Source organism: Methanoregula sp., from assembly GCF_028712425.1.
Taxonomy (GTDB): Archaea; Halobacteriota; Methanomicrobia; order Methanomicrobiales; family Methanospirillaceae; genus Methanoregula.
In genome coordinates this window covers 1-26,053 of the sequence record NZ_JAQTQD010000008.1, presented here as the reverse complement: position 1 = coordinate 26,053, position 26,053 = coordinate 1, and the positions used below count along the sequence as shown (strand labels likewise).

34 protein-coding genes are annotated in these 26,053 nt (G+C 57.4%); 24 read left to right on the top strand and 10 right to left on the bottom strand.

The genetic code is table 11. From position 1 onward, the window contains the following. The first annotated feature begins 109 nt into the window (after window positions 1-109). From PHF39_RS05940 to PHF39_RS05930, 3 genes are all read left to right on the top strand, one after another. Window positions 110-721 (top strand): hypothetical protein, encoded by a 612-nt coding sequence (locus PHF39_RS05940; protein WP_300221515.1) that lies wholly within the window; start codon window positions 110-112, stop codon window positions 719-721. Between the two features lie 100 nt (window positions 722-821). Then, on the top strand, window positions 822-1,928 hold the full coding sequence (locus PHF39_RS05935) for a 4-vinyl reductase (protein WP_300221512.1): 1,107 nt from the start codon (window positions 822-824) through the stop codon (window positions 1,926-1,928). Window positions 1,929-1,980: 52 nt separating this feature from the next. Then, window positions 1,981-2,781 carry a response regulator gene (locus tag PHF39_RS05930; protein WP_300221510.1) on the top strand — a complete coding sequence of 267 codons (801 nt, stop codon included), beginning with the start codon at window positions 1,981-1,983 and terminating at the stop codon, window positions 2,779-2,781. A gap of 20 nt (window positions 2,782-2,801) precedes the next feature. On the opposite strand, the gene minD is transcribed toward PHF39_RS05930, so the two are convergent. The 3 genes from minD to PHF39_RS05915 form a co-directional block, all read right to left on the bottom strand. Next, window positions 2,802-3,599, bottom strand: a complete 798-nt coding sequence (gene minD / locus PHF39_RS05925; protein WP_300221507.1) for a cell division ATPase MinD — start codon at window positions 3,597-3,599, stop codon at window positions 2,802-2,804. Window positions 3,600-3,670: 71 nt separating this feature from the next. Beyond that, the gene (locus tag PHF39_RS05920) at window positions 3,671-4,069 is read right to left on the bottom strand and encodes a hypothetical protein (RefSeq protein ID WP_300221505.1); all 399 of its coding nucleotides are present in this window, start codon (window positions 4,067-4,069) and stop codon (window positions 3,671-3,673) included. A 212-nt stretch (window positions 4,070-4,281) separates the two neighbouring features. Next, window positions 4,282-4,968, bottom strand: a complete 687-nt coding sequence (locus PHF39_RS05915) for a hypothetical protein (protein WP_300221502.1) — start codon at window positions 4,966-4,968, stop codon at window positions 4,282-4,284. 262 nt (window positions 4,969-5,230) lie between these two features. On the opposite strand from PHF39_RS05915, the gene PHF39_RS05910 reads away from it, so the two are divergent. From PHF39_RS05910 to PHF39_RS05890, 5 genes are all read left to right on the top strand, one after another. Continuing rightward, window positions 5,231-5,578, top strand: coding sequence for a roadblock/LC7 domain-containing protein (locus PHF39_RS05910; protein ID WP_300221499.1), 348 nt, complete (start codon window positions 5,231-5,233; stop codon window positions 5,576-5,578). 51 nt (window positions 5,579-5,629) lie between these two features. Then, on the top strand, window positions 5,630-6,031 hold the full coding sequence (locus tag PHF39_RS05905; RefSeq protein ID WP_300221496.1) for a roadblock/LC7 domain-containing protein: 402 nt from the start codon (window positions 5,630-5,632) through the stop codon (window positions 6,029-6,031). Between the two features lie 149 nt (window positions 6,032-6,180). Beyond that, window positions 6,181-8,490, top strand: coding sequence for an ATPase, T2SS/T4P/T4SS family (locus PHF39_RS05900; RefSeq protein ID WP_300221493.1), 2,310 nt, complete (start codon window positions 6,181-6,183; stop codon window positions 8,488-8,490). Continuing rightward, the gene (locus tag PHF39_RS05895) at window positions 8,483-9,406 is read left to right on the top strand and encodes a type II secretion system F family protein (RefSeq protein WP_300221490.1); all 924 of its coding nucleotides are present in this window, start codon (window positions 8,483-8,485) and stop codon (window positions 9,404-9,406) included. Before PHF39_RS05900 ends, PHF39_RS05895 begins: the two co-directional genes overlap by 8 nt. Before the next feature lie 2 nt (window positions 9,407-9,408). Continuing rightward, window positions 9,409-10,443 carry a type II secretion system F family protein gene (locus PHF39_RS05890; RefSeq protein ID WP_300221487.1) on the top strand — a complete coding sequence of 345 codons (1,035 nt, stop codon included), beginning with the start codon at window positions 9,409-9,411 and terminating at the stop codon, window positions 10,441-10,443. Between the two features lie 73 nt (window positions 10,444-10,516). Here PHF39_RS05890 and yciH read toward each other — a convergent pair whose 3' ends face one another. After that, entirely contained in the window at window positions 10,517-10,822 is a 306-nt protein-coding gene (gene yciH, locus PHF39_RS05885) for a stress response translation initiation inhibitor YciH (RefSeq protein ID WP_300221484.1), read from the bottom strand. A 188-nt stretch (window positions 10,823-11,010) separates the two neighbouring features. Between yciH and PHF39_RS05880 the strand changes: the two genes are divergently transcribed. Next, window positions 11,011-12,456: a cobyric acid synthase gene (locus tag PHF39_RS05880; protein ID WP_300221481.1), complete on the top strand. Its 1,446-nt coding sequence runs from the start codon at window positions 11,011-11,013 to the stop codon at window positions 12,454-12,456. Window positions 12,457-12,462: 6 nt separating this feature from the next. Here PHF39_RS05880 and PHF39_RS05875 read toward each other — a convergent pair whose 3' ends face one another. Further along, window positions 12,463-12,729 (bottom strand): hypothetical protein, encoded by a 267-nt coding sequence (locus PHF39_RS05875; protein ID WP_300221478.1) that lies wholly within the window; start codon window positions 12,727-12,729, stop codon window positions 12,463-12,465. Between the two features lie 110 nt (window positions 12,730-12,839). Between PHF39_RS05875 and PHF39_RS05870 the strand changes: the two genes are divergently transcribed. Beyond that, window positions 12,840-14,018 carry an NDP-sugar synthase gene (locus tag PHF39_RS05870; RefSeq protein ID WP_300221475.1) on the top strand — a complete coding sequence of 393 codons (1,179 nt, stop codon included), beginning with the start codon at window positions 12,840-12,842 and terminating at the stop codon, window positions 14,016-14,018. A 258-nt stretch (window positions 14,019-14,276) separates the two neighbouring features. Here PHF39_RS05870 and PHF39_RS05865 read toward each other — a convergent pair whose 3' ends face one another. Continuing rightward, window positions 14,277-15,062 carry a CBS domain-containing protein gene (locus PHF39_RS05865; protein ID WP_300221472.1) on the bottom strand — a complete coding sequence of 262 codons (786 nt, stop codon included), beginning with the start codon at window positions 15,060-15,062 and terminating at the stop codon, window positions 14,277-14,279. Window positions 15,063-15,141: 79 nt separating this feature from the next. Beyond that, window positions 15,142-15,615: an Hsp20/alpha crystallin family protein gene (locus tag PHF39_RS05860; RefSeq protein ID WP_300221469.1), complete on the bottom strand. Its 474-nt coding sequence runs from the start codon at window positions 15,613-15,615 to the stop codon at window positions 15,142-15,144. A 143-nt stretch (window positions 15,616-15,758) separates the two neighbouring features. On the opposite strand from PHF39_RS05860, the gene PHF39_RS05855 reads away from it, so the two are divergent. Beyond that, window positions 15,759-16,451, top strand: coding sequence for a hypothetical protein (locus PHF39_RS05855; protein ID WP_300221468.1), 693 nt, complete (start codon window positions 15,759-15,761; stop codon window positions 16,449-16,451). A gap of 254 nt (window positions 16,452-16,705) precedes the next feature. Here PHF39_RS05855 and PHF39_RS05850 read toward each other — a convergent pair whose 3' ends face one another. Further along, a complete protein-coding gene (locus PHF39_RS05850) occupies window positions 16,706-17,281 on the bottom strand; it encodes an HVO_0476 family zinc finger protein (protein WP_015285091.1) in 576 nt (191 codons plus the stop codon). A gap of 33 nt (window positions 17,282-17,314) precedes the next feature. On the opposite strand from PHF39_RS05850, the gene PHF39_RS05845 reads away from it, so the two are divergent. Beyond that, entirely contained in the window at window positions 17,315-17,752 is a 438-nt protein-coding gene (locus PHF39_RS05845; RefSeq protein ID WP_300221464.1) for a DUF371 domain-containing protein, read from the top strand. Here the strand turns inward: PHF39_RS05845 and xseB are convergent. Together xseB and xseA are read right to left on the bottom strand one after the other, a co-directional pair. Then, a complete protein-coding gene (xseB, locus tag PHF39_RS05840) occupies window positions 17,727-17,912 on the bottom strand; it encodes an exodeoxyribonuclease VII small subunit (protein WP_300221461.1) in 186 nt (61 codons plus the stop codon). The genes PHF39_RS05845 and xseB overlap by 26 nt on opposite strands. Next, complete coding sequence (gene xseA / locus PHF39_RS05835; RefSeq protein ID WP_300221458.1) at window positions 17,896-19,152, bottom strand: exodeoxyribonuclease VII large subunit; 1,257 nt, start codon at window positions 19,150-19,152, stop codon at window positions 17,896-17,898. Before xseA ends, xseB begins: the two co-directional genes overlap by 17 nt. A gap of 42 nt (window positions 19,153-19,194) precedes the next feature. Between xseA and PHF39_RS05830 the strand changes: the two genes are divergently transcribed. From PHF39_RS05830 to rpl18a, 12 genes are all read left to right on the top strand, one after another. Then, a complete protein-coding gene (locus PHF39_RS05830; RefSeq protein WP_300221455.1) occupies window positions 19,195-20,016 on the top strand; it encodes a sugar phosphate isomerase/epimerase family protein in 822 nt (273 codons plus the stop codon). A gap of 88 nt (window positions 20,017-20,104) precedes the next feature. Continuing rightward, complete coding sequence (locus tag PHF39_RS05825) at window positions 20,105-21,409, top strand: hemolysin family protein (RefSeq protein ID WP_300221453.1); 1,305 nt, start codon at window positions 20,105-20,107, stop codon at window positions 21,407-21,409. Then, a complete protein-coding gene (gene purN / locus PHF39_RS05820; RefSeq protein ID WP_300221450.1) occupies window positions 21,406-22,014 on the top strand; it encodes a phosphoribosylglycinamide formyltransferase in 609 nt (202 codons plus the stop codon). Before PHF39_RS05825 ends, purN begins: the two co-directional genes overlap by 4 nt. A 104-nt stretch (window positions 22,015-22,118) precedes the next feature. Continuing rightward, window positions 22,119-22,445, top strand: coding sequence for a ribonuclease P protein component 4 (locus PHF39_RS05815; RefSeq protein WP_300221447.1), 327 nt, complete (start codon window positions 22,119-22,121; stop codon window positions 22,443-22,445). Beyond that, a complete protein-coding gene (locus tag PHF39_RS13930) occupies window positions 22,429-22,830 on the top strand; it encodes a YhbY family RNA-binding protein (RefSeq protein ID WP_366144185.1) in 402 nt (133 codons plus the stop codon). Before PHF39_RS05815 ends, PHF39_RS13930 begins: the two co-directional genes overlap by 17 nt. Window positions 22,831-22,986: 156 nt before the next feature. Next, complete coding sequence (locus PHF39_RS05805) at window positions 22,987-23,580, top strand: 30S ribosomal protein S19e (RefSeq protein ID WP_300221444.1); 594 nt, start codon at window positions 22,987-22,989, stop codon at window positions 23,578-23,580. Window positions 23,581-23,588: 8 nt separating this feature from the next. After that, window positions 23,589-23,927: a DNA-binding protein gene (locus tag PHF39_RS05800; protein ID WP_300221441.1), complete on the top strand. Its 339-nt coding sequence runs from the start codon at window positions 23,589-23,591 to the stop codon at window positions 23,925-23,927. After that, window positions 23,927-24,517 carry an alpha hydrolase gene (locus PHF39_RS05795; protein ID WP_300221438.1) on the top strand — a complete coding sequence of 197 codons (591 nt, stop codon included), beginning with the start codon at window positions 23,927-23,929 and terminating at the stop codon, window positions 24,515-24,517. The genes PHF39_RS05800 and PHF39_RS05795 overlap by 1 nt, the downstream gene beginning before the upstream one ends. 12 nt (window positions 24,518-24,529) lie before the next feature. Further along, window positions 24,530-24,682, top strand: a complete 153-nt coding sequence (locus tag PHF39_RS05790; protein WP_300221435.1) for a 50S ribosomal protein L39e — start codon at window positions 24,530-24,532, stop codon at window positions 24,680-24,682. A 3-nt stretch (window positions 24,683-24,685) separates the two neighbouring features. Beyond that, window positions 24,686-24,952 carry a 50S ribosomal protein L31e gene (locus PHF39_RS05785; RefSeq protein ID WP_292415396.1) on the top strand — a complete coding sequence of 89 codons (267 nt, stop codon included), beginning with the start codon at window positions 24,686-24,688 and terminating at the stop codon, window positions 24,950-24,952. A gap of 1 nt (window position 24,953) precedes the next feature. After that, complete coding sequence (locus tag PHF39_RS05780; RefSeq protein WP_300221430.1) at window positions 24,954-25,616, top strand: translation initiation factor IF-6; 663 nt, start codon at window positions 24,954-24,956, stop codon at window positions 25,614-25,616. Between the two features lie 6 nt (window positions 25,617-25,622). Then, entirely contained in the window at window positions 25,623-25,811 is a 189-nt protein-coding gene (gene rpl18a / locus PHF39_RS05775) for a 50S ribosomal protein L18Ae (RefSeq protein WP_015285106.1), read from the top strand. Window positions 25,812-26,053: the final 242 nt, after the last annotated feature.

Genomic DNA, 26,053 nt, shown 5'->3' with positions numbered 1-26,053 from the left:
GCGATGAGGCCGGGTACCTATATCTGCCCGGGTCGCCTAACCGTACAAAAGAACCGGTGATAGATGCCAGAATACCCGGGGCATCTCCTCTGCCGGCAGGTGAACGTGCATGAAAGTCCGGCAGATGATCGATACCATTCTCCTGGAAGCGCGGGAGCGGGGGATGTCCCCTCTCCCCGGAATCTTCCCTATGGCCGAAGGTAGCGGATTTTTCGGGCTTGCCGTTGCCCGCGGTGACGGGGCCATCGGCTGCCTCGCGTTTGTCCGCGGGGAACCGGAGGGTGCGATCTTCTCTGACGAGAATGGGGACCTCTTCGGGGACAAGGCCGTGATCCTGGTGACACGGATGGACCAGTTCACGCTGTACGAGGTGAAGCCGGATATTGCCGAAGCGCTTGTCATGGGCTGCCGGGTCTTCGATGCAACCCGTCTCAGGCAGGGCCTCAGCAAGGCGATCCCCGAGATCGGGGTGAAGAGTGAAGGCGTGGGCAGGCTCACGGTGGTCCTTATGAAAAACCATGAGCCGCAGCAGGGAGTCCGCCTCTCTATCCGGAAAGACGGCAGGGTCCTGGGGAGTGATTTCACGGACGGTACCGGGAGCGCCGGGTTCCGCCTCATGCATGGCGATTACGAGTGCATCGTGCAGGACAGGAGCCGGCAGATCCGGGTATTTACTCTTCACTTCAGGGAAAATAACCAGAAGATCCTTATCGAACTTTAACCTTTGGCACATAACGCAATCAAAATATTTCCAAATCAGGCTTTTTTTCCCTATCGGACGTTTCGAAATGCTTTAATTTTCCGTGGCCGAACACTATCCCATGAAGATCGGGCGTGAAGATTTCGAGGCGCTGATGAAGGGCGAGAAGACGATCGCTCCCTATATCGAACTCGATCCCGCTGCCGGGATCTACTCGGTTTTTGGTGTCCGGACGGCCGGCAATCCCAATTACCTGGTGCGGGCGATCTACGATATGTACGAGACCAGCCTGAACCGGAAACTCGCGGTCAAGGCAGTCCGGAAACTCTTCCGCTCAGTAGGGCAGGGTTCGGTGGGCCTTTCCAGTTTCTTGAAAAAACAGGGCATGGATCTCACGCCGGCAGAGTTCGTGATGCTGGTCTTCACCCTCCAGCACCAGCAGGGATGGGGCGCACCATTGGAGCTCGTGGAGGCAGGTGAGAAACGGATCGTGCTCCGGACAAAGCAGACCTTTGAGTCCGAGGTCCTGAAAGACTGGAATATGCCGGTCTGCGGGATCCACCAGGGCTGGATCGAGGGGGTGCTCAAAGCGGTAACCGGCAGGACATGGTACTGCCTGGAGAAAAGCTGCCATGCACAGGGAGACCCGTACTGTGAATTTGTCTGCGACCAGGTGGAGCCCAGCTGGAAGTTCAAGGCCGAAGCCGTCGTGAAGGGCGAGTCGGCAATCACTGAATTCATCGATCACAAGCCCCTGCAGGGAACGATCCAGCTCATCGATGAACCGGTTGTCATGATGCCCCGGTTCATCTTCACGTCGATGACACAGTCGCTCAAAAAGACGATGGGGGAGGCGCCGGCAAACGGGGTGAACTACCGGGCTTACATGGACATGGGGAAGGAGAACGTAGAGCACTACAAGAAGATGGGGATCACGAACCCGAAGACACTCTCTGACATGGCCTTTGCTTTTTATGCGCAGATGGGCTGGTTCAGGCTTGTCAGCGAGGAGTGGGACGAAGCGAGCAAGACCAAGACGATCACCCTCTCCCACACCGTGGAGTCGGAATCCTTTGGCGCCACCGGCAAAAACGTCTGTTTCTGCACGGCAGGCCTTCTTGCCGGTATCATCGAGGGAGCGTTTGGGATTAAGGTACAGGCAAAGGAGATCAGGTGCAAGTCTAAAGGTGACGACCATTGCGTCTTTTCCATCACGAACCGATCCTAATCCGCCTGTTTAATAACATCTCCCAAAAAACCTATTAAACCTCAGACACATTATGCCGCCGCAAGCCTCCCGGATCCTCATTGTCGAGGACGATGAGATCATCCGGAACCTCATCAGTACCATGCTCCAGAGAAAGGAGTACGTCATCGCCGGAGAGACATCATCGGGCGAAGAAGCGATCATCATGGCGGCTGAACTCCTGCCCGATCTTGTACTGATGGACATCACCCTTGCCGGGAAGATGGATGGTGTCACGGCTGCGCGGTTTATCTTCCAGCTCTTCCAGGTACCGGTTGTCTTCCTGACAGCTCACTGCGACGATACGCTGATCGAACGCGCAAAGGGCGCCCAGCCGCTCGGTTACATCCTCAAACCGTTTACGGATAAGGAACTCATCTCGAACGTGGGGCTTGCGCTGTACAACCATGCGATCCGGAAAAAGTTCCTGGACATGTATCCCGTAGGGAACCCGAAGACGATCCTTGCAGCCATGGATCTTGTCATGATCCTTGACCTGTCGGGACGGGTCGTCTTCTACAATCCGTACGCCCTCCGGATGCTGGGCCTTTCTCCGGGCGATGTCCTGATGCACCACTGGCGCGATACCATGCGGCTTTTGAACGAGTCGTCGCGAAAGGAGATCCCTGACCCGGTGCCGGAGGTTGTCAGCCAGATGGTGGTCATCATGCGGGAGACCAACACGCTTCTCCAGACAAGGCACGGGGGCCTCCGAAGCGTTATTGCAACCGTCCGCCCCGTCAAGGATGATAAGCACGAGATGCTGGGTGTCTTCCTGTACGCAAAAGAGAAGCCGCCTGACCAGATCCGGATCAAGCCGATGAGACCGCGGTAATACCGTTAAAAGAGGCCAGGTTACTGCTTCTCTTTCTTTTTGAAGAGCACCCGTGTAAACCGGTCAACGAACCCTTCCTTCGCAGTCGGGGACGCCTTCTCCTCGGCCATTTTGACCCCGGCAAGGTCCGCAGCAATCCGTTTAATGGCAAGCGATGCAGGGGAGGACGGGAACTTGATGACGATCGGGACTTTTGCCGAGGATGCCCGGCGGGTGTTGGTGTCCTCGGGGATGATCCCGATCACCGGGACGCCGAGGACTTTTTCCATCTTCTTTGTGATGACATCGGTCTTCTCCTGGTCGACGCGGTTGATGATGCAACCGAGGACGTGCCCCCCGACAACTTCGGTGAGGATCTTGGTCTTGAGGGCATCGACAATGGAGGAAAGTTCCGGGTTGACGACAAGAATAACTTCGTCAGCCACGGCAAGGGGGACAACGCCATCCCTGCTGATGCCGGCTGGTGCGTCGATTAAAAGGAACTCGAACTTTTTTACCAGTTCGCCCATGACGTCCCGAATCTTCTCCGGGTCAGCCTGCTGGAACCCCTGGAGGGAGATGCCGCTGGGGATGACCTTTAAGCCGGCGGGACCGCTGTAGGTTGCTTCGACGATCTCCGCAGTCCCGGCTAAGACCTCATGGAGGGTTACGGGAACGTCCTGCATGCCAAGGATGAGCCCGACATTTGCCATCCCGATGTCGGCGTCCATGAGGCAGGTCTCCTTGCCGAGCTGGGCGAGCATGGTACCAAGATTGACAGATACGGTGGTCTTTCCTGTCCCACCTTTGCCGGAAGCGATTGTATAAACCTTTACCATATGGGACCTGACATGAAGGGAGATGATCGGTAATCCGTGATGGATCGTCACGGATTCCGCTTATATTCGTGTTATATCCACCGGTTTAAAATCTCTTGGGTGTCCTTGCCGATGGAACTGACAACATCCTCGCTCAACGGGCGGTCCGAACGGATGATGCCGGAAAGGCTTGTGCCCTGGTGGGTGAGGCAAAAGAGCGTGACGCCAGCTTCCTCTGGTATCCCGTCCGGCGGGACTCTTCCACCATACCGGGCAGCATCCTCCGATGCCGTGGGGTTCCCACTCGTGGAAAAGACGAGGCCGTCGGTGGTTGCAAGCGTAAACCCCGCAAGGGAGTACTTCTCCGCCAGCGCCCGGGTGCTGTCAGCGATATCGGTCCTGCCATCGACTATGCTTACAGCCGCAGGAATGGGTGGTGTTGGGGAGGACGGTGACTGCCTTGGGACTGGCAGCCGGATAATGGGTGTCACAGGCCTGGCGGCAGGCTGGTAATCGAGCCTTCGGACACGTGTGGCGTCTTTCCCCTTCTTTCGGGTAGGGCCGGATGATGCCTGTCCCCCGGCACGGGACCGGAGGAAGAGAATAGCGGCGATGACTAGGACGATGACGAGACCGGCTCCAAGAAACAGGAGGATATCCGGTGCGGGAAGGTCAGAGGTAATCGGGGATCAACTCCAGGGGTTCAGCGGTCGAGCAGGTGATCGAGGTCGAGTTGCTTCACAAGGGTCTTGCACTCACTCCGGATCCGTGAGGTGACAAGATCGAGGTCCATGGAGTCAAGGGCATCGATCTCGCCCTCTATATCTTCATGCTCTGCGGCAGGATCAGCGGCCTTCATCGCCTGCACGGGTTTTTCAGGGGGCAGGCGGGCTGCGACAGGAGGAGCACCAGGCGTCCGCCCGCCATCCTGTCTTGTTAACGGTTCTTCTCTCGCGATGAGGACACGCCTGCCCGGCCGGGATGGTGCGGGTGCAGCGGGAGCGGCAGGGAGCACGGGGGGGATGGTCCGGGCCGGGGCGGTTTGGTGCCCGGGCGGGTGGTTGCCGGTATCCGATACCGGCTCGGTCAGGACAATGCACGCCGGGTTGAATTCCAGGGCGAGCCTGATTTGTGGCTCGTCCAGTGTCGAGATGATCACATCCACGGCATCCCGGCAAGACTGCTGCATCTCCCGAATTGCTGCATCCCCGGTCAGCCCGTGGAACCTGGCAAGGATACACGCCCCGTTCTGGAAAACAAAGGAACCGGTTGCCGGCCCGGCAACAATGCCACAGGTGCCGGTAAACCGGGTATCCTCGAATTCGGAGAGGAGATCCTGCAGGATGACCTTCTTCCGTATTTCCCGGAACGTGCCTCTCGGGAGCTGCATTGAGTAGTGGTACGAGATATCCCGCTATATAGTTTCTTTTTGAGCGTCTGGAGGAGGTATCGCAGGATTACCGGAAATAATCCCGGTATCCTCCGGTTTTAATAAAATGGAGGCGTTATGGGTGCAAAATGTCCCCGGTCATTGACAAACTGGCCTGAAATCTGGTGTATTTTACCCATCCAGCCGTGTGATTCAGCGATCACAAAAGACCAATGTTTTAATAGGAAAAGAGCAAGAAAGATTCATTTATATCTGGTGAACCATGCTGAAGCCATTGCTGGAGGAATTTTTGAAGCTGGAGGGCGTATCAGCTGCAGTCGTTGTGGGACGAGACGGCTTTGTAATCGAGAGCGCTGTCTCGGGAAAGGTGGATATCGAGGCACTGGGTGCCATGGCCTCAACAGGACTTGGCACATCAGAAGCAATGGGAACTTCGCTTGGCAAGGGCGAACTCTCCCAGATGCTTGTCGAGTGCGAGAAGGGACCGGTCCTCCTCTCTCCCCTCTCACCCGATGAACTCATCGCCATAGTCGCTGACACCACGGCCAATATCGGAAGGATCCGGTACGAACTGAAGAAGAACAAGGAACGCATTGTCGCAGCTCTCTGAAAAAAAACCATCCATTGTATGGAATTTCCTGCTGGAACCGACCGGAAGATCATGAAGAGTCCACGGGATGAAGGGGCCGGACGCGGTCTCCGGCTGCCTGATGAGGCACAGCTCCTGAAGATCCGCAACCAGCCCGGTGTGATTGCCGTGTCCGCGTTCTTTGAAGGATTCCCGGTACAGTCGGTTGGCGAAGAGGACTTCGAGCACGTTGCAGCACTTGCAGAGGATTTCCTGAGAGCAGGTGCAAAGGTCGCCAGCGAGCTGGGAATCGGCAGCGTCGACCAGCTGATCCTTGAGACAGGGCAGAACAAATGCATCATCGCCCCGTGCGGGGACCTTTCGCTCTGTGTTCTTACCCGTTCGGATGCGCAGCTCGGGCTGATCCGGGTACTGCTCCGGGGTATCCAGAAGGAATTGGGCGTTTCCGGGGGGCGGGATCATTCATCCTCCTGACCGCCGCTGTCAGGAGAACGTGTACCTTCCGGCGGTGTGCCTCTCCTTTGCAGAGAGTATACATAGAGCCGGGTGCAGAATATCTTGTACCAGGGTAGCGCTGACGGGGTGGCGGGGTCTGATGCACAGTTCGGAGAGGGAGATCCGGTATGGCTGACAAAGAGGATGAACCTGTTGATGATTTTGAGGGGCTGCTCACGAAGATCGGGGCCGTGAAAAAGGAGGCCCCTCCAGCGGGGGGGAAGGACGGCGAGGCAGCGAAAAGTCCGGCCAGTACACCGGCCGAACCACCCGCCTCCTCCGGTGGGGATTTCTCACTCCTCATGAAGAAGCTGGGGATGGGGGAGAAGCGGGCTGCAGTCCCCTCCCCTGCATCATCAGCATCCATCATTCCACCGGCAGAACCGAAGGAAGACCAACAGGCACCTCCGGTGGTAACCCTTGATGACCTGCTGGAAGAAGAGGAGCCGCCTGCCCCGGTATCTCCCGATCTCCCGCCTGCCGCTGAACCGGTTGTCGAGATTATTGACGAGGATCCCCGGGGATCCCTGTGGAGGAAGAGGCCAAAGCCCACGGTACCCGCAGATCCTGCCCGGCAGCCCCCGTCTGAGCCGGGAACGGATGCCGATGAGAAGATCATCTCCGTGGACCAGATCACCGACATCTCCGGCCTGATCCTCCCGAAGAGCGCGACCTTCGAGGTCGAAGAACTCAAGCTCCACAGCCGTGTCAGTGCCTATGACGGGCAATCGATTGGCAGCCTTCCGGATGAATTTGATGAGATCTGGAAGAAGGAACTCTCCAAGGCGGGATTCAAGGACCTGGATCTCGGGGATGTTGTTGCTGCCGGAGAGGCAAAGGTTCAGCCTGTAGCAAAGAAGTTCAGCATCGGGAGCCTCTTTGCCGCCATCCGCACCGAGGAGGAGGAGTACGATGCCAAAAAACACGGCCCGCTCGTCGACCTCTCCTTCACGCCCCGGCCCGGCATCGAGGAGATCGAGCTCTACCCGGTCAACGAACCGTATGCGTATGTCCGGATCATCTACGACCATGCCACCCACGAGTATACGTATAACGTCATCGAGCCCGTGCTGGCAGAACAGGAAAAGGACCTCTTAAAGGAAGTGAAGGAACGCCTGTTTGAGACCCTTGATATCAACACCAAGGACATCACCCGTGATGAAGCACGAAAGAAACTCCGCGAGGCGACCAATGAAGTCCTCCAGGATTATGGCATCCGGCTCACTCCCGTGCAGAAGGAGAAGCTGCACTACAACATGCACAAGGACTTCCTGGGCGACGGTATCATTGACTCCGTCATGCACGACAAGTACATCGAGGATATCTCGTGCGACGGCGTCCACACGCCGATCTTCGCGTTCCATTCCAGCTACGAGTCGATGAAGACCACGCTTGCCTACCATTCTGCCGAGGAACTGGACTCGTTTGTGACAAAACTCGCGCAGCGGGCCGGGAAGTACATCTCCATCGCGGAGCCGATCCTCGATGCAAGCATGCAGGACGGTTCCCGTATCCAGATGACTCTCGGGACGGAAGTGACGGCCCACGGGTCCACGTTCACCATCCGTAAGTTCAAGGACGAGCCGATCACGCCAACCGACCTGATCGAGTGGCACACCTTTGCACCGCTCTCGATCGCGTACATCTGGCTTGCCGTGGAAAACGGGAAGTCGGCCATCTTTGCCGGGGGGACGGCATCAGGGAAGACCACGGCCTTGAACGCGATCTCGCTCTTCATCCCGCCCATGGCCAAGATCGTCTCGCTCGAAGATACCCGCGAAGTGAAACTCCCGCACCCGAACTGGATCCCGAGCGTGACCCGCGATTCGTTCGATACGGCGGGCCGGGGCGAAATCAACATGTACGAGCTCCTCCGTGCGGCCATGAGGCAGCGGCCCGAGTACATCATCGTGGGCGAAGTCCGTGGCAAGGAGTGCCAGACCCTCTTCCAGGCCATGAGCACGGGCCACGTTACGTACTCCACCACCCACGCCGACTCGGTGGCCAGTGTTGTCCACCGTATCGAGAACCCGCCCATGGACGTGCCGCGGAACATGCTCTCGGCGCTGGACTTCATCTGCGTGCAGGTTCAGGCACGGGTCGGCGGTAAACGTATCCGGCGGAACAAGCAGATCGTCGAGATCCTCGATATCGACCCGAGGACAAACGAGCTGATCACAAACGAGGTCTTCAAGTGGCGGTCAGCCACGGACGAGCACACCTACTCCGGCAAGTCCTACCTTCTCGAAGAGATCATGGAGGCCAAAGGCTGGGATGAGGGACGGATGCGGGAAGAGCTCAAGCGCAGGCAGGAAGTCCTCGAGTGGATGCGCATCAAGAAGATCCGCCATTACAAGGATGTGGCAAAGACCCTCATCTCCTACCACCGCGACCCTGAGACGGTTATTGAGAAAGTGAGGAAGGACCTCTATGAATAGTTTCGAGCGGTTCTGCTTCAACCTGCTTGGCAACCGGATGAAGGCGAAGCGAAACGATTACGCCCAGCTGAAAAACGACCTGATCTCGGCCCGGTTCAAGACACCGTTCGAAGTGTACCTCTCCACCGCTGTTGTCAGTGCAATTCTCGTCGGAATCTGCATGGCAGCCGTGATCGGCCTTGTCACCTGGCTTCTTAAGCTCCCGAACCTGATCCAGTACAAGGGTGCTGTCCCGGATTTTGTCCTCGTCCTCTCGCAGCACAGCCTCATCATCGGGACCATCGTCATCACGGTCTTCTCGCTTCTGGTCTTTGGGGGTCTCACGTTTGCAGCATTCCTGATGTATCCTGGCATCGAGGCAGGCAACCGGCAGCGCAAGATCGATGCAAGCCTTCCGTACGCGATCAACTACGTCACATCGATGTCGACAGCAGGCATCACCCCGGCTGAAGTCTTCCGGCTTCTTGGGGACAGCCCCATCTATGGTGAGAGTTCGGTCGAGGCCCGGTATGTTGCCCGGGAGATCGATATCTTCGGGAGGGACTTAATCGATGCCCTGCGCCTCGTTTCGGCAAGCACTCCCAGCAAGCGGATGAAGGAGTTCTTGCAGGGCGCAATGGCGAGCATCTCGAGCGGGGGCAACCTGACAGATTATTTCCGGACCAAGGCGGACCAGTATGCCCTCGAGAACCGGCAGACACAGAAGCAGTTCCTCGATTTTTTAGCCCTGATTGCAGAATCGTATGTCACGGCAATGGTGGCAGGGACGCTCTTTTTGATCATCCTCCAGTCCATCATGTCCGTACTATCGGGTGACAACAAGCCGATGTTTCTCTATGCCATCGTCTATATCATGATACCGTTTGGCAGCCTGGCATTTGTCGTCATGATCAGCACAATGACCCCGGAGACCTGACCATGGCGTTCAAGGATATGCTCGACAAGATGCCCGGCAGGGCAAAAGACCGTCCGGCGCCGGGAAGTGCTGACCTGAATTCTACCGAAGAGGAACAGCTCAGCCAGATCACGGTACGGCTTGAAAAGGAACGTCAGAGCCGGGCCGGGCTGGGCAAATTCATGAAGCACCCCCTCCAGGTACTGACGGAGCGGCCGGAAAATATCCTTATCGTCTGCATTCCCGTTTCACTCATGGTCTTTTTCGGCGGGTTCATCTTCATGGTGCAGAACTACGGGATGAACGTGCTCTTTACCGCCACCTCCGTTGACGACTTCCTGATGTTTGCGGTCCTGATAGCGATTATACCCGTTGCGCTTCTCGATTTAAAGGAACAGATCCGGGTGAAGAACCTGGAAAACGCCCTGCCGAACTTCTTCCGCGACCTTGCCGGCATGAACGATTCCGGTATGACGCTCCCGAATGCCGTTCACCTCGTGGCTGCCGCGGAGTACGGCACCCTCACCCCGCATATCCGGAAACTGGACAACGAGATGTCCTGGGGAGTCGGGTTCGTCGAGGCCCTGTATCGTTTCGGTAAAGGGCTGGGGACAGGGCTTGCAGACCGGAGCGTGGATTTGATTGCAAAGGCAAGCAAGGCCGGTGGCGATGTCAGCGAGGTGCTCCGGGCTGCCGCAAAGGACACGTTCGAGGTCGTGAACCTCCAGCAGGAGCGTGCCAACAACATGATGATCTATGTCATCATCGTGCTCGTCGCATTTGCTGTCTTCCTCTTCGTCATCGCCATCCTTGTCTCCTCGTTCCTCTCCACGATGGCAACGGCCGGGGCAACGGCAGTCGAATCCGGTGCAACCGGTTTTGGGGCAAAGATCGACATCTTCGTGTACAAGCGGCTCTTCTCACATGCCGCAATGATGCAGGGGTTCTTCTCGGGGCTCGTAGCCGGCCAGATGGGCGAGGGAAGGGTCATCGGCGGCCTGAAATATTCAGCAATCATGGTCCTGATCGCGTGGGTCACGTTCAGGTTCTTCATCTGATTGTTACTCAGACAAAGCGAGATGCTTCCCGCTCTTTTTTTAAAACCCTCTTCAGGGAAAAATAAAAAAAGAATCAGGAGATATTTTCCATATTGTAACCCTTGAGGGTGAGGAGCTCCTTCACCCTGTCCCGGTGATTGCCCTGCAATTCGATGGAGTTTACCTTTACGGTTCCCCCGCAGGCGAGTTTCCCTTTCAGGAATTTTGAAAGGTCTTCGAGATCGATATCAGTCGGATCAAGTCCTTCGATGACGGTCACTTCTTTCCCGTACCGGCGTTTGTTGACTTTGACATTGATCCTCTGCTGTTCCTTTGCTACCTCCTCACAGATACATAACTCTTTAGGTAGACCACACGTCGGGCAAATCCCACCAATCATTAGTCAGTATTTTTACGTTTCTCTTTATTTATTGTTTGGCATTCTCCAGGGCAAAAGACGTCCAATATGCTACCCAACATCACGAGTCAGCAAGGATCTGGCGTTTTTGGCCGAACCCCCTGCAGGTTCCGGCACGCAGGAACGATAAGCACCAGTTATTAAGATCCCTGCAGACATTATACGAGAGCATGTCGCTGTTTGTGGTGGGTACAGCATCCCACGTGGGAAAGAGCGTCACGGTAGCCGCCATCTGCCGCTCGCTTGTCCGGCGGGGAATTCCGGTTGCCCCGTTCAAGTCCCAGAACATGAGCCTGAACTCCTTTGTTACTCCCCTGGGTGGCGAGATTGGTATGGCCCAGGCCATGCAGGCGTTTGCTGCACGGGTAACCCCCCACACTGACATGAACCCGGTCCTTTTAAAGCCCAAGGGGGACTGCGTCTCCCAGGTGGTGCTGCATGGCCGGCCGTACAAGGACGTCCCGATCACGGAATATTACCGCGAAACGCCCCTGCTGCTGGAGGAGGCAGTCTCTGCCTATAACCGGCTGAAAGAGGAGTTCGGCCAAGTGGTGGTGGAAGGTGCCGGCGGGGCAGCGGAAGTGAACCTCTATGACCGTGACATCGCCAACACGCTCCTCGCCGAACGACTTCAGATTCCCATTATCCTCGTTGCCGATATCGAACGGGGAGGTGTGTTTGCCCAGGTCTGTGGGACGATCCAGCTCCTCCCGGATACTGTCCGTCCGCTGGTGAAAGGGGTGATCATCAACAAGTTCCGCGGGGATTCATCGATATTCGAACCGGGGATCCGGAAGATCGAGGAACTCTGCGGGGTGCCGGTGCTGGGCGTTGTCCCCTTTGTTTCCCTCCCCCTGCCAAGCGAGGACTCGCTCTGTATTGGCGACAAGAAGGCAGCTAAGACCGGCGTCCGGATCGCCGTCATACGCCTGCCGAGGATTGCAAACTTCACAGATTTCGAGCTGCTGGAACAGCATTCCTCCGTGGAGTACGTGGATCCGGGGAGATCGCTTGCCGGGTTTGATTGCGTCATCATCCCGGGGACGAAGAATACCATTGAGGACCTTGCAGCGCTGAAAGCTGCCGGTACGGACCGGGAACTCCGCCGGGTCCGCGGGCAGAAAGTGCCCATTATCGGGATCTGCGGGGGATACCAGATGCTTGGCACTCACCTGGTCGATGCCGGGTTCGAGTCGGCAGCCGGCACCTATGACGGCCTTGGACTTCTCGACTGCACCACCCACTTCACCTCGTACGACAAGAACACGACGCAGGTTACCCGGACGGCAAGTCCCGTTCCCCCCATCCTCTCGGCAATGGGCACCGTGACAGGATACGAGATCCACATGGGAGTCACGGGACAGGGCAGCAGCCGGGAGGCATTCTATGGTGACGGGAGGGTGAGCGACGATGGTCTGGTCTTTGGCACCTACATGCACGGGCTCTTCCAGAACCCGTCTGCGGTAAACGCCCTGCTCGGATTCCTGCATGAACGGAGAGGGATCCCGTTTGAGCCGGTCCGGGGACCGGCAGGCGACCCGTATGATGCTCTCGCGGACCACTTTGAAAAGCATGTGGACATGGAACGGGTGGTGGCCCTCCTCAGGGGCTCCTGAAAAAGATCAGCTGATAATATTCGTGATGCTGTGGAAGCCCTCGCCCCTGCGGTCAGCGCATCTCACGGCATCGGCTTTGGCATAGTCCACGCGTTCGGTGACCCGGCACTTCATGCAGTACGCCAGCGACGGCGATTTGACAAACGTCCTGCCCACCCGGAACTCCCGGCAATGGATGCAGAATCCGCAGTTTTCCAGCGGCTCCTTCTTTTCCGGAAGGCACTGGACTTTACCATTGATTGCCGGTAACAACCGGTACTCCTCGTCAGCCATGAGTTCACCGTCACTGTTTACCAGCTATTCCCCGCCATTGCATATAAAAATGGAGAACGGAGCAGGAAAGCATCAGCCTTAAACCATTCCGGAACGAAACCTGTTGTACCATGAAGGTGTGTATCATGTGCGGGGGAGAAGGCACCCGTCTCCGCCCTCTTACATTCGAACGGCCCAAGCCCTGTATCCCTATCGTCAACCGCCCCTCCATCCAGCACCTTGTTGCACACCTGACAAACCTCGGGTTCCGGGAAGTGGTCCTTACCCTTGGGTATATGGGTGAGGCGATCGAAGAAGCGCTGGGCGACGGGTCGCTCTTTGGTGCCGAGATCACCTACGTTCACGAGGAGACCAAGCTCGGAACCGCCGGCAGCGTGAAAAACGCCCAGGAACACCTTGACGGGCAGGACTTCCTTATTGTCGGCGGCGATCATGTCACGGACTTAAACGTGCTCGAGTTCTACCGGGCCCACCAGAAAGAGAAGGCAACGGTGAGCATCGGTCTCATCTCCATTGATGACCCGGGTGAGTACGGGATTGCGGAGATCGATGCCAGCTACGAGATAAAACGGTTCAAGGAGAAGCCGGGGCCGGGAGAGATCTTCAGCAACCTCGCAAGCACCGGCATGTATGTCTGCAGCCCCGAGGTCTTTGATTACATTCCGGCAGGCATCAAGTATGATTTTGCCCGCGACCTCTTCCCCCGGCTGATGGAAGAGAACAAGTCCCTGAAAGGATGGCTGGCACGAGGGAACTGGACCGATGTCGGCAGCCCCCACTCCCTCCGGCAGGCAGAGCGCTGGAAGCTCCAGGGTATCGACTTCACCGATATCATCGGCGACCTCTCCATGCACGGGGCACAGGTGCAGGGCCCCGTCCACCTTGGCGGGTCCATCACGCTCGGGAAGAACACCCGGGTGATCGGCCCGGTGGCCATCGGGTCGGGAACGACGATTGGCGATAATGTCCTGATCGGGCCGTATACTACGATAGGCGAGAAGTGCATCATCCGGAACAATGCCAAGATCTTCTCGTCATCACTCTATAATCGTGTCATCGTGGGTGCAAACAGCACGGTCTCCGGCAGCATCATGGACAACGACACGCATATCGGGGATCACTGCAGCATTGAGAACGACACCGTGATCGGCCCCCGCGTTGTCCTCCGGAACAAAGTTGTCGTCCACTCTAAGACCCGCCTCTGGCCGGAGGTTGTCGTGCCGGAAGAGACTGTTGTGAAAGAGCATGTGCTCAACGACAAGTACGACCTGCGGTGCAACGGGTCGTAAGTGTCCGGAATAGTATCCTTTCTCTCTCCCTTTTCCTGTAAAATGGACGATGAATGCCCTCAGGCATGCGAGCTGTTAAATGCAATCTCAATCGCGGTTAATGAACGAGGAGTTCATCAGACCTGAGAGTGAAGAAGAGAGATGTCAGTCTCTCTTCGCTAACGAACAGGTCATCAGACCTGTGAGTTGTTAAGCGTGATGTCAATCACGCTTAACGAACGAGGAGGTCATCAGGCCTCCGAGTGGTGAAACGCGATTTCAATCGCGTTTAACGATGCGGTGCGTGATCGCAACAAGCGGGTGCCGTGCATAGTCGAGTACCTGCACATCATCGAGTGTTCTCAGTTTCATGGCCTGTGCAGTACGTTCAAGGCCAAGCTCGATGTCCTCCTTGATGTCGATGATGTACGAATCGAGGGCTGTTATCCCGAGTTTTTTAGCCGCGATGGCCCGGTGGTGCCCGTCTACGAGGATAGTCCTGCCCGGGCGCCGGACAACGATGATCGGTTCGGCTAGTCCCTTACGGATCTCGTAAATCCGGCCTTCCAGTTCGTCCTCGTACACTTTGGACTGGGTGGGCAGGAGGTCTTTTACGGGAAGTGTCCCGCGGTCAAGGCTCGGATCGACGTTGTACAGCTTCTTGAGCGTGGACATGAAATTGAAGACCTTTTCCGGGGAGACGTGCTCGATCTGGGAACGGATCACATCGGCGTTGGAGATGATCCCCAGCAGGTTGTTCTTCTCGTCCACCACGGGGAGCTTCTGGATCCCGCTCCGGAATATGACCCGGGCTGCATCATTGATATCCATGTCCGGGTCCGCGACAATGAGGTTCTTGGACATAACCTGGTCAATGGGCGCGTCAGCCTGGATAAACAAAAGGTCGCGGGCAGAGATATACCCGACAACCCGGGTGCCATCGACAACAGGAAATCCGTCGTGGTTCGTCTTCTGGATCTTGTCAATGACGTCTCTTACCGCTCCGTTTAAGTCCACGCTGATGACGTCATAGGTCATGTAGTCCCTGACCTTTTTCTTGTCCATCAGTACAGCTTTACTGCGCCCGGCACTTTAACACATCGGTAAAAAAGGCAGGATTGAGAGGGTATTTTTTTCGGTACATTCACTCGATTGCGATCCGTGATCTTTTTGCATCTTTTGTCTTTTTTAAGGTCACCTCGAGAACGCCGTTCCGGAAACTTGCGCGTGCGTCCTTGTCCGTTACGTCGGCCGGCAGTGCGACGATCCTTCTCATCGAGCCGGACATCCGCTCCCGCATGTAGAAGCCCTTGTCTTTCTCCTCACGCTCATCGCTCTTCTCGCAGGAGATCTCAAGTGCCCGGGGATTAACCAGCTGCAGCGATACGGCTTCTTTGTCAACGCCCGGGAGGTCTGCGACAACGATCACGTCATTGTCATGGTCGCGGACGTCTACGCGGAACTCCCCGCGGATCGCGGGAAGCATACGGTCGCTCATCCCTCCTGCAGGAAGGAGCCTGTTTCCCTCCGACATCTGGCGGAACAGGCTGTCAAGTTCCGCCCGCATCTCGTCCATCTCATGCCAGATGGAGTCGATGGGATACCTTCTCCAAACCATGGTCATGCCTCCTTTGTTCCCCTTTTTCTGGTGTGGGGATAACTTAAAGTTAGTATTTATTATTAATAAATATTGTTGTCATTCCAACCGGTTCGGAATAGTTTATACTGTGCAGTTGCGATGTAGTAAGGAGGATTAGTTTCATGGGAGAAAAGAAAAGAAAAGAGGCGACCGTGAAGACCTGGAAGAAAGCGCTCTTTGTCGCCGCTGCCATCCTTTTTATCGTTGTCATGGTGGTCTCCTCCATGGGAACGAACTGGATCTCCGGTATTGCGCCGGTCAAAGCAGGGGACTCGGTCCTGGTCGACTATACCATCTATGACTCGACCGGAAGACCATTCCTGACAACCGACCAGCAGGTGTATAAGGAACAGGTAGCCAAGGGGGCCTCGCTCCTCTTTGCAAAGCAGCTCACCCTGACTGCCAACCAGTCCTTCCGGCAGGCACTCTACCCGGTCATGGTCTACTCGCCCGTAAATGGCGGGAGTTACCAGGAGTTCGCCCTGTACAACCCCGAGTTTACTGCAATCAGCAATGCAGTTGTCGGTATGAAGACGAATGAGAAGAAAAAGGTCATCTTACCCACATCCGGCACCATGACCACACTTCTCTCTCAGGAAGACCTGGAAAAGACCCAGATCGATATAAAGTCCCTGGAAACCGGCGACTCGCTGCTCCTTGGCGTATCGGAAAATCCCGAGTCAATGGCTGGAAACACCTCAGCAGTTTCGTATGTCCGGCTCGCACAGGTTGTCCGGGTCTCGGATGCCGGGGTTGTCGTTGATTTCGGCTACCCGTCAGTCGATGTCACCGTAGTCCAGTCCTCCCACCAGTAATCATCACCTTTTTTATCTGACACTTGTCCGCGGGTATCCATGAATGGACAATGCGGTCCGTTGCGGTTGTTTAATTGTATGAGCCGGTGAAGCGGGTTTCGTTCCTGTTTTCCTCTGCCCTGTCAGAAGAGATGGCGATCAGGCAGCTCAAAACCCATCGCCAAGGATTCAAAAAGAAGCAAAAAAGACTTCAGCGCGCGGGATGCCCGGGAGTCCCCCGGTCGCTGTGGATATCCCCGTTTCCCCCGGAACAGTCAGACGCGGGTACCGTACATCCTCTTGATCCGGTGAGCCACGGTCTTCCATCCCTCTTTTCGCATGAGGGGGCCGTCGCGGAGCTTGATGTGCGAGACCCGGAACCGCTTTCCTGATGCCGTGTAGACTTCATTGACAACAAACGGCTGTTCGCCGTCGCATTCCATGTAGAGGGGGATCGTTTTCCAGCCGTCGTGGATGGAGACCTTGACAACGACATTCTCGATGGCACGGGTCCAGAGCGTGGTGATTTTTCCCGCTTTTGCCCGTTTCACCCGCTTCTCCCCGCACTCGATTGCCGTCACCTCTACGCCAAACGCATCGTCCCCGCATTCGGCAACGAGATGGTCTTCGACACTGCACTCATCATCTTCTGCAAGCTCGATCCCGCAGTTCTTCGAGGTGCCTTCGCGGGACACGATCGCCTTGACCAGGAGGACCTGCGGTTCTTTCTCCTTGGGGATCCGGTGGTGGTTTCCGCAGGCTGTGCACCGCACGAGCAGGTCGCGGGACTCTGATAAGACCTCGTGCTCGGTCTCGTCCTTGCATTCGGGGCATTGGGCGGTGATAAACATTGAATATCAATGGCAACCCTCACATGATAAAGCATGGCGGCGCAGGAACATGTACGGTGCCGGGGACACCCCCTTGTCCTTTCCACCCACCCGACAACGTTCGAGGTCACGGTGGAGGAGCACCTGACGGAAAACGGCAACTGTATCATCGGGGTGGCGGCAGACAAAGGGTGTGCCGGCCTCTCGCCCGAGTTCAAAAAAGCGCTTGCCCGGGATGACGCAGTGCTTTACACGCGGCTTGCGTGTGACGGCGTTGTCGCGGAAGTGGTCTCGCGGGGATCGGCGAAGATGACACTCGATCACCCAACAGATATGGTCTGGAGAAAGAGCACGTTTGTCTGCGGGAGGACGATTGGCATCCTCTCCGACCGGGTGGCGCTCACGCTCCCAAGGGACCTGGTAAAAAACCTTGCAGCGGGAAAAGAGATGGTTGTTACCCTGATCGTCACGCATCCCGGCCAAGGGTCGTGATCTTCACCTCGGCCTCGGCAAGCATCGTCTCGCACTGCCTGACGAGCGCCGCACCCTGCTCATAGAGTTTCATGCTCTCGTCAAGGCTCGTGTTCCCGTCTTCTATCTTCTCGATGATCTTCTTCAGCTGCTCAATCTTCTTTTCATACGTTTCCGTCATGGTCTACCCTCTCCACGATCACCTGGCTGCTGCCATCATAAAACCGGAGCCGGAGCCGGTCCTTCTCTGCAAGCCTTCCGGTGCTCTTCACAATAGTCCCGTCTTTCTCCGCAACGCAATAGCCCCGGGCGAGGACGGCACGGGGACTTCGCCCCTCAAGGGCAGTTTTCATCCCCGAAAGGAGGAGGCGTTCCCGTTCGAGCCGGGTAGCAAACGCCCGTTCCAGCCGGTCCGAGAGATCGGCTGTAAACTGCTGGCGCTCTTCGATCTTCTGCGCTAACCGGCGGGGGCGGAGCCGGTCGCGGAAGCCAAGAAGTTCCTCCTTTGCCCAGGACAGCCTGCCAAGGAGGGCCGATCCCATCAGGTCCCTCAGTTCTGCAAGCTGCAGGAGGAGGGTGTTCCGGTCCGGGACAACCAGTTCGGCGGCAGCAGAAGGTGTCGGTGCCCGGATATCCGCAGCAAGGTCTGCGAGCGTGATATCCACCTCGTGGCCGATGGCGCTGACCACCGGGACCGGGCAGGATGCGATTGCCCGGACAACATCCGGGTGGTTGAAGGGAAAGAGATCCTCAAAGCTCCCCCCGCCCCGTGCAACAATCACGACATCCGCAATCCCGGAGAGCCGCCGGATCGCTGCAGCAATCTCCCCGTGCGCCTCCTCACCCTGCACGGCTGTCGGGGAGATGATGATTTCGACCGGGTAACGCCGGGTGATGACATTGCGGATGTCATGGACCACGGCCCCGGTCTCGGAAGTGACCACCCCAACCCGCAACGGGAATGCGGGCAGATCCCGCTTGCGCTCCTGGGAGAAAAGTCCCTCTGCCGCGAGTTCCTTCTTCCACTTCTCAAGAAGCAGGTACTTCTCACCGAGCCCTGCCTTTTCCATGGACCGCACCCGGAGCTGGTACGCGCCATGCGGGGCATACAGAGAGACCGATCCCGTTACAACGACTTCCATTCCCTCTTCCGGCCGGAAGGCAAGCCGGTCCGCATCCGAGCGCCACATCACGCACTTGATCACGGCTGCCGTGCTTCCACCACCTTTCTCCGAGAGGGAGAAGTACCGGTGCCCGCTGCCATGGTGCTTGTAGTTGGTCACCTCGCCCCGGACCCGGACATTCTGGAGCCGGGGGTCATCGAGCAGGTCGCTGATGATGGCCGAGAGCTCGGAGACGAGCAATGGGGCTGCCGGTGCAGCCTTCTTTTCCGGCTCATCAGGGGTGTTGAACCAGTCCATCAACAACTATTAGGGTAAAACCGCATATCAAATAGTAGTGTTATGGTGCCGCTCGGCGTATCCAGCATGGTCTTCCACGAGTACACGACCCCGGAGATCTTCTCCTCTGTGTCGCGGGCCGGGCTCGACGCGATCGAGTACTGGATCGAGACCCCGCATTTCTGGCTCCGGGACCTCCCTGTCCACGAAGTTGTTACCGAGCACAAAAACCATCCGGAGATCAAGACGCTCACCGTTCACGCCCCGATCCTGGACCTGAACCCGTGCTCGATCAATCCCGATGTTGCCGAGGTCTCCCTGGAATATGCGGCACGGTCCATAGAGATGGCCGGGCAGATGGGGGCCCGCGTCATTACCCTCCATCCCGGGCGGCGCACGGCAAAACGTCCCCCCGGTGAGGCGGACTTTGCCCGCTTTGCCCGGTACATCGCGGTTGTCCGCGAGACTGCCCAAAAAGACAGCATAAAGGTGAGCATGGAGAACATGGAGCCCATCGTCAATTCGCTTCTCTGCACGCCGGAACGGATGCGGAAACTGCTCGATGATGAGCCCTGGCTGTATTTCACCCTCGACGTTGCCCACGCGCTCTCGAAAGACGATGAGGAACCGCTGCGCTATATCGAGCTGTGCGGCGACCGGCTTGCAAACGTGCATATCAGCCGCAAGGACGGAAAGACACTCCATATGCCGCTTGACCGGAGCCCGGTCATGGCCGGGGTCATGAAGGCTCTCCGGGAGATCGGGTACCGGGGCCCGCTGACACTCGAGATCGATGACCTGAACTTTGGGAGGCCTCTTTCAGCGGAAGAGAAGATTGCCATCCTTTCCCGCGACCGCATCTTCATGCAGGAATGTATGGAGTAATCGCTGGTTTTATTAAATTCGCTTTCGAATATACTGGTACACTTTCAGGCGAAGTCGTATATCGTGCACCCGCACGTTGTGAAAGACAATGATTGAAAACGCACTTGAAATCTTCCTTTTCATCATCTGCGTCATCCTCTCCGCATTTTTTTCGAGTTCGGAAGTCGCGCTCATCTCGATGACCCGGGCAAAGGTCCGGACCCTCGACAACGAGAACCGTGTCGGGTCGCATGCCCTCATGGCGTTAAAAGAGTACCCTGAGCACCTCCTGACAACGATCCTCATCGGCAATAATATCGTCAATATCTCCGCAGCATCCCTGGCAACCGCGATTGCCATCCAGTGGTTTGGTGATATCGGGGTCGGGATTGCAACCGGGATTGTCGTTATCATCCTCCTTGTTTTCGGCGAGATCGGCCCGAAGATCTATGCAACGCGCGCTCCCGATACATTTGCCCTTACCGTTGCCCCGATCATCCTCTTCCTTTCCCGGTTGTTCGCTCCCATCATCTGGATTGTCGACCGGGTAACCCCGAAGCTGGGGCTTGGCAAGGACGCGGCAGAGCCCTCGGTAACGGAAGAGGAGATCAAGGAATGGATCGATGTGGGCAAGGAAGAGGGGACCATCGAAAAGGACGAGCAGGAGATGCTCTATTCAGTGCTCGAGTTCGGCGACACCACCGCCCGCGAGATCATGACGCCCCGGGTCGATATCACCCTGATGGAGGACACGGTCTCGTTCGACGACGCCATCCGGATCTTCAATGAGACGGGCTTCTCCCGGATACCGGTCTACCATGACCAGATCGACAACATCACCGGTATCCTGAATGTCAAGGACGTCTTTGCCGCTATGGTCTCGCGGAGGAAGGACGCCACCCTCAGCGAAGTGATGTACGACCCCATCTTCGTTCCCGAGACCAAGAAGATCGACGACCTGTTAAAGGAACTGCAGGTTCACCGCGTCCAGATGGCGGTCGTCATCGACGAATACAGCAGTTTCGTCGGCATTGTCACGGTCGAGGACATCCTTGAGGAACTCGTCGGGGATATCCTGGACGAGTATGACAAGGAGGACCCCGATGTCCAGGAGATTGCCCCGGGTGTTTTTGTTGTTGACGCCCAGATGTGGATCGACGATGCCAACGAACGAATGGCGATCAGCCTCCCCGAAGACGAGTCCTATGAGACGATCGGGGGCCTGCTTATTGACCGGCTTGGCCACCTGCCGCTCCATCCCGGGGAGAAAGCCGAGCTCCCGGAACAGAATATCACGCTCTCGGTGATGCAGATGCACGGCCGCCGGATCGTGAAAGTGAAAGTGCTCGTCCATACAGCGCACGGGAACGGGAACATGCAGGCTGGCGATGAACCTTCAAGGGAGAAAGCATGACAAAGCGGATTGCCGTTCTTGCCTCCGGCCGGGGATCGAACTTCCAGGCCGTGATCGACGCCATAACAGCACGGGAAATCCCGGCAACCTGCGTTGCGCTCATCACGGATAACCCGAAGGCCTATGCAATCGGGCGGGCAGAAGCGGCAGGAATCCCGGTGAAGGTTGTTGATTATGCATCCTTCCCCGCGCGGGAAGCGTACGAGCAAGCCCTCCTTGCCGCGATGCGGGAGTGCCATGCCGACCTCTTTGTCCTTGCCGGTTACATGCGCATCGTTGGCCCGGAGATCGTGCGGGCATTTCCCGGGAAGATGGTAAACATACACCCGGCGCTGCTCCCCAGTTTCCAGGGCCTTCATGCCCAGCGGCAGGCATGGCTCTATGGCGTGAAGGTCTCGGGCTGCACCGTCCATTTCGTTGACGAGAGCCTGGATGGCGGGCCCATTATCCTCCAGCGGGTCGTCCCTGTGTTGGATGACGATGACGAGGATGTCCTTGCTGAACGGATCCTCGAACAGGAGCATATCGCGTTCCCCGAAGCGATCCGGCTCTTCTGCGAGGACAAGCTGGAGATCGTGGGAAGGAACGTCAGGATCCGGAAATAGGGTCCGGCTCCTGCTCTTCTCCTGCCGCCGTTGCTTTTCTGACCCGGAAGGTTATTACCCGGGACACCGAATGATTACCACAACCGGGAGCCGCACCAGGGACAATGAAGCCAAAATCCAAGAACCCGGCAACAAAGAAGATCGCAAAGGAGCGTATCAGCGCGTTGTTCGCGCAGGCAAAGCAGGCCTTTCCTGAACACCCGGACCGGAGCAACCGGTACGTGGAGCTCGCCCGGAAGATCGCGATGCGCCAGCGGGTCCGGATCGACCGGGAGTTACGCAGGCAGTACTGCCATCACTGCTATGCCTTCCTTGTCCCGGGCAGTAACATGCGGGTACGGGTGCACGACGGCAATGTTGTTGTCACCTGCGGCTCCTGCAACAAAAAGATGCGATACCGTGTGGTGAGACCAGATGCCGGAACCAAATGACCGATCCATGCAGGACTTAAAGCCGACCGTATGGATCGGCAAACAGGGCTGCTCAGAGACGATGATCGAGGAGATTGTCGCCCAGCTGAAGAAGCGGAAGCTGATCAAGGTAAAGTGGCTCCAGAGCGCGGAGGTCGAGCCTGAGGAGATTGCTGCCCGGGCAAAGGCCCGGCTCGTGGAGGTCCGGGGAAGGACGCTCGTGCTTGCCGAAAAGGCTTCAGGAAAAACACCGGTGAAGAAGGCCGCCCGCACGACTGCCCGGACCCAGGGCCGGTTGGCAGCCGTCCAGTCCGGGAAGCGGGCACCGGCAGCCCGGCCCCCGGCAACGGAAGGCCCGGCCAAAAAACCGCGCCAGACCGGTGCCCTGAAGGCCCGGAAGAAGTGATCCCTGCACCCGGAAAAGCAGCCTTTTTTGCGTTCATTGTTTCCGTTCCGGCCGATCATCTATCTCCGTCGTTATTTTCGCCGGTGGAAATATATAAGAACCCTCCTGCCCTATAAGTTAAGACTGTTATTTCATTATCAACAGTAGAGGTATTACATGACGACTGTATACGATGTTCCCGCTGACCACATCATCAGGAGGGTCGCCGAGGAGCTCAAGAAGCGGAAGGAGATCGTTCCCCCCGCATGGGCTGCCTTTGCCAAGACGGGTGTCCACAAAGAGATGCCCCCTGAAGACCCCGACTGGTGGTTCATCCGGGCAGCAGCAGTACTGAGACGCGTCTATGTCGACGGCCCGCTGGGCGTTGAACGGATGCGGAGTTTCTACGGCGGCAACAAGAACCGCGGATCCAAGCCCAACGCGTTCCGCAAGGGCAGCGGCTCCATCCTCCGTAAGTCCCTCCAGCAGCTCGAGGCTGCCGGCCTCGTCATCCACGACAAGACCGGGCGCCGGGTATCTCCTGAAGGCATGAAGTTCCTGGACAACCTTTCGCAGGAAGTCTTAAAGAACCCGCCCGCACCGGTACCCAAGCGTGTCAAGCCTGTTGCCGAGGAGCCCAAGAAGGCAGAAGGCAAGAAGGGCAAGGCAAAGGGCGAGAAGGCTGCAGCAGCTGCTGACGGTGCCGAAGGCACCAAGGCCGAGAAGAAGCCTGCCAGGAAGAAGGCAGATAAAGCAGAAGCACCCCAGTGAGGTGTATTATGGGAGACGACGAGCTGGCAGAACTCCGCAGACGCAGAATGGCCCAACTCCAGCAGCAGGCTGGCGACCAGCAGGCAATGCAGGAAGAGCTCGAGCGACAGCAGAAGATGAAATCCCAGATCCAGATAATACTCATGCAGGTTCTCGAGCCCGAAGCAAGAGAGCGGCTGAATACCATCAAGCTGACCAAACCCGATTTTGCCGGGGCGGTCGAGCAGCAGCTTGTGGCGCTTGCCCAGAGTGGCAGGCTCCAGAAGAAGATTACCGATGCACAGCTTAAGGAGCTGCTCCGGCAGCTCGCGCCTGCAAAGCGGGATTACTCCATCACCAGACGATAATGAAAGCTGGAGTGCTGTACAGCGGCGGAAAGGACAGTTCCCTTGCAGCGATCCTGCTGGGTACGTATTACGAGGTCGAACTCAACACGTTCGTGTTCGACCCGCTCCGCCAGATCCCGTCCGTGGAGGCTGCGGCAGGTGCATTGGGCTACCCCCTGAAAAAGAGGGTATTCAAAGAAGGAATGATTGAAGAAATGGCCGACCTGGTGATTGCAAAGGGGTATCCGAACGATGCCATCAACGCAGTCCACCGGGCCGCCGTGGAATCGCTCGCAGAGGAGTACGACGTGGTCGGGGACGGCACACGGTTTGATGACCGGGTCCCGATGCTCCAGCGCGATGCGGTCCAGAGCCTGATGAGCAGGACAGGGTGTTCGTACGTGCGGCCCCTGCTCGGCATCCCCAGGCGCGAAGTCGACCGGCTGGCGGACCAGCTCCTCGTGGTGAACAACGGGGAGACCGGCACGATCACAAACGGTGACTACGAAGCAGAGATCCGGGACGCGATCCGGGCCCGCGGGCTCGATCCGGCACCCCTCTTCCCGTCCCACCACGAGCAGTCGCTCGTTGTCGGCAGGAAAAACAATTAAAGGTGAACAACGATGAGCAAGTTAAGCAAGGGTAGGAAAATCCGGCTCGCGAAGGCATGCGACCAGAACCGGCGCGTGCCCCAGTGGGTCATGGTCAGGACAAAGCGGGGGGTTGTGAACCACCCAAGAAGGCGCAACTGGCGCAAGAGCACGCTGAAGGTGTAGACAATGGCAGGAAATATGGAAGAGCACGTCTACGTCATCCCCCTAAGGGATGCACGCCGCATGCCCCGCTGGAAGCGCTCGAACGGCGCTATCAAGGACATCCGGAAGTACCTGGCCAAGCACATGAAGAGCGAGGATGTAAAACTCGACCAGGGTATCAACGAGAAGGTATGGTCGCGGGGCAGCTCGAAGCCGCCGTCAAAGATCCGTGTCCGTGCCATGAAGATGGAGGACGGGCAGGTTCAGGCAGAACTTGCACCGGAATCATAAGATGGAAAGGACGATCACGTTCGACGGCGACCCGAACATCGGGGTTTTTGCCCGGGTGCTCGGTGACATCGCCATTATCCCCCCCGAAGCACCGGAGGATTTCAAGGCAGCCATCAAGGCCGCGCTCGGCGTGACACTTGTCGAGACAACCGTACAGGGGAGCTCGATCATCGGCTCGCTTGTTGCCGGCAACAGCCGGGGTATGGTTGTATCGGGGCTTGCAACCGAAGAGGAGATCGATATCCTCTCGCAGCACCGCGAGGTCCTGCTTTTGACGGAGTCGATGAACGCGGCGGGGAACGTGATCATGGCAAACGACAGTTTTGCCGCAGTCCACCCGGACATGCCGTCCGACCTGAGGGAAGCCATCGGAGAGTTCCTCGGCGTCGAGACCATTGCACTCGTTCTTGGCGGCGTCAAGACCGTGGGAATGGCAGGGGTTGCGACCAACAAGGGCGTGATCGTGCACCCGCGGGCAACCGACCGGCAGCTCGAGCAGCTCGAGAAGATTGCACAGGTCCCGGTGGGCACCGGGTCCGTCAACATGGGCAGCGGGCTTGTCGGCACCGGCCTCCTTGTCAACGAACTGGGATACATCGCGGGCAATGCCACGAGCGGGTTTGAACTGGGCAGGATTGAAGACGTATTTGGTTTTCTGGAGTGATTCAACATGGCAGATCAGAAGTTTGAAGTGAAAGGCTCATTTTTGATGGGCGAGGACTGGATGCCCTACACGAAAGTTGTCGAGGCACCCAACGAGAAGCAGGCCGAGGAACGCACCTTTGCGACGATCGGCAGCAAGCACAAGCTGAAACGCCGCTACATCAAGGTCGACGGCGTCAAGCCGGTCAAGGCATAACATCCATCACATTTTCTCTCCTTTTATCCGGTCTTTTCCTGTGGCCCTGACCAGACGGTCACCGGTACCGGATTCATTATCACGTATCGTGCCGGATATCTCCGGCATGAAGGAAGACACCCGCTGGAAGGTGCTCGTGGGGCTTGCACTTGTCACCCTGACGCTGCTCCTGATGACCGTCCACTACCTGGCATTCCACGACCTGCACCACCTTGGCATCTTCTTTGTCGGCGACCTGGTCT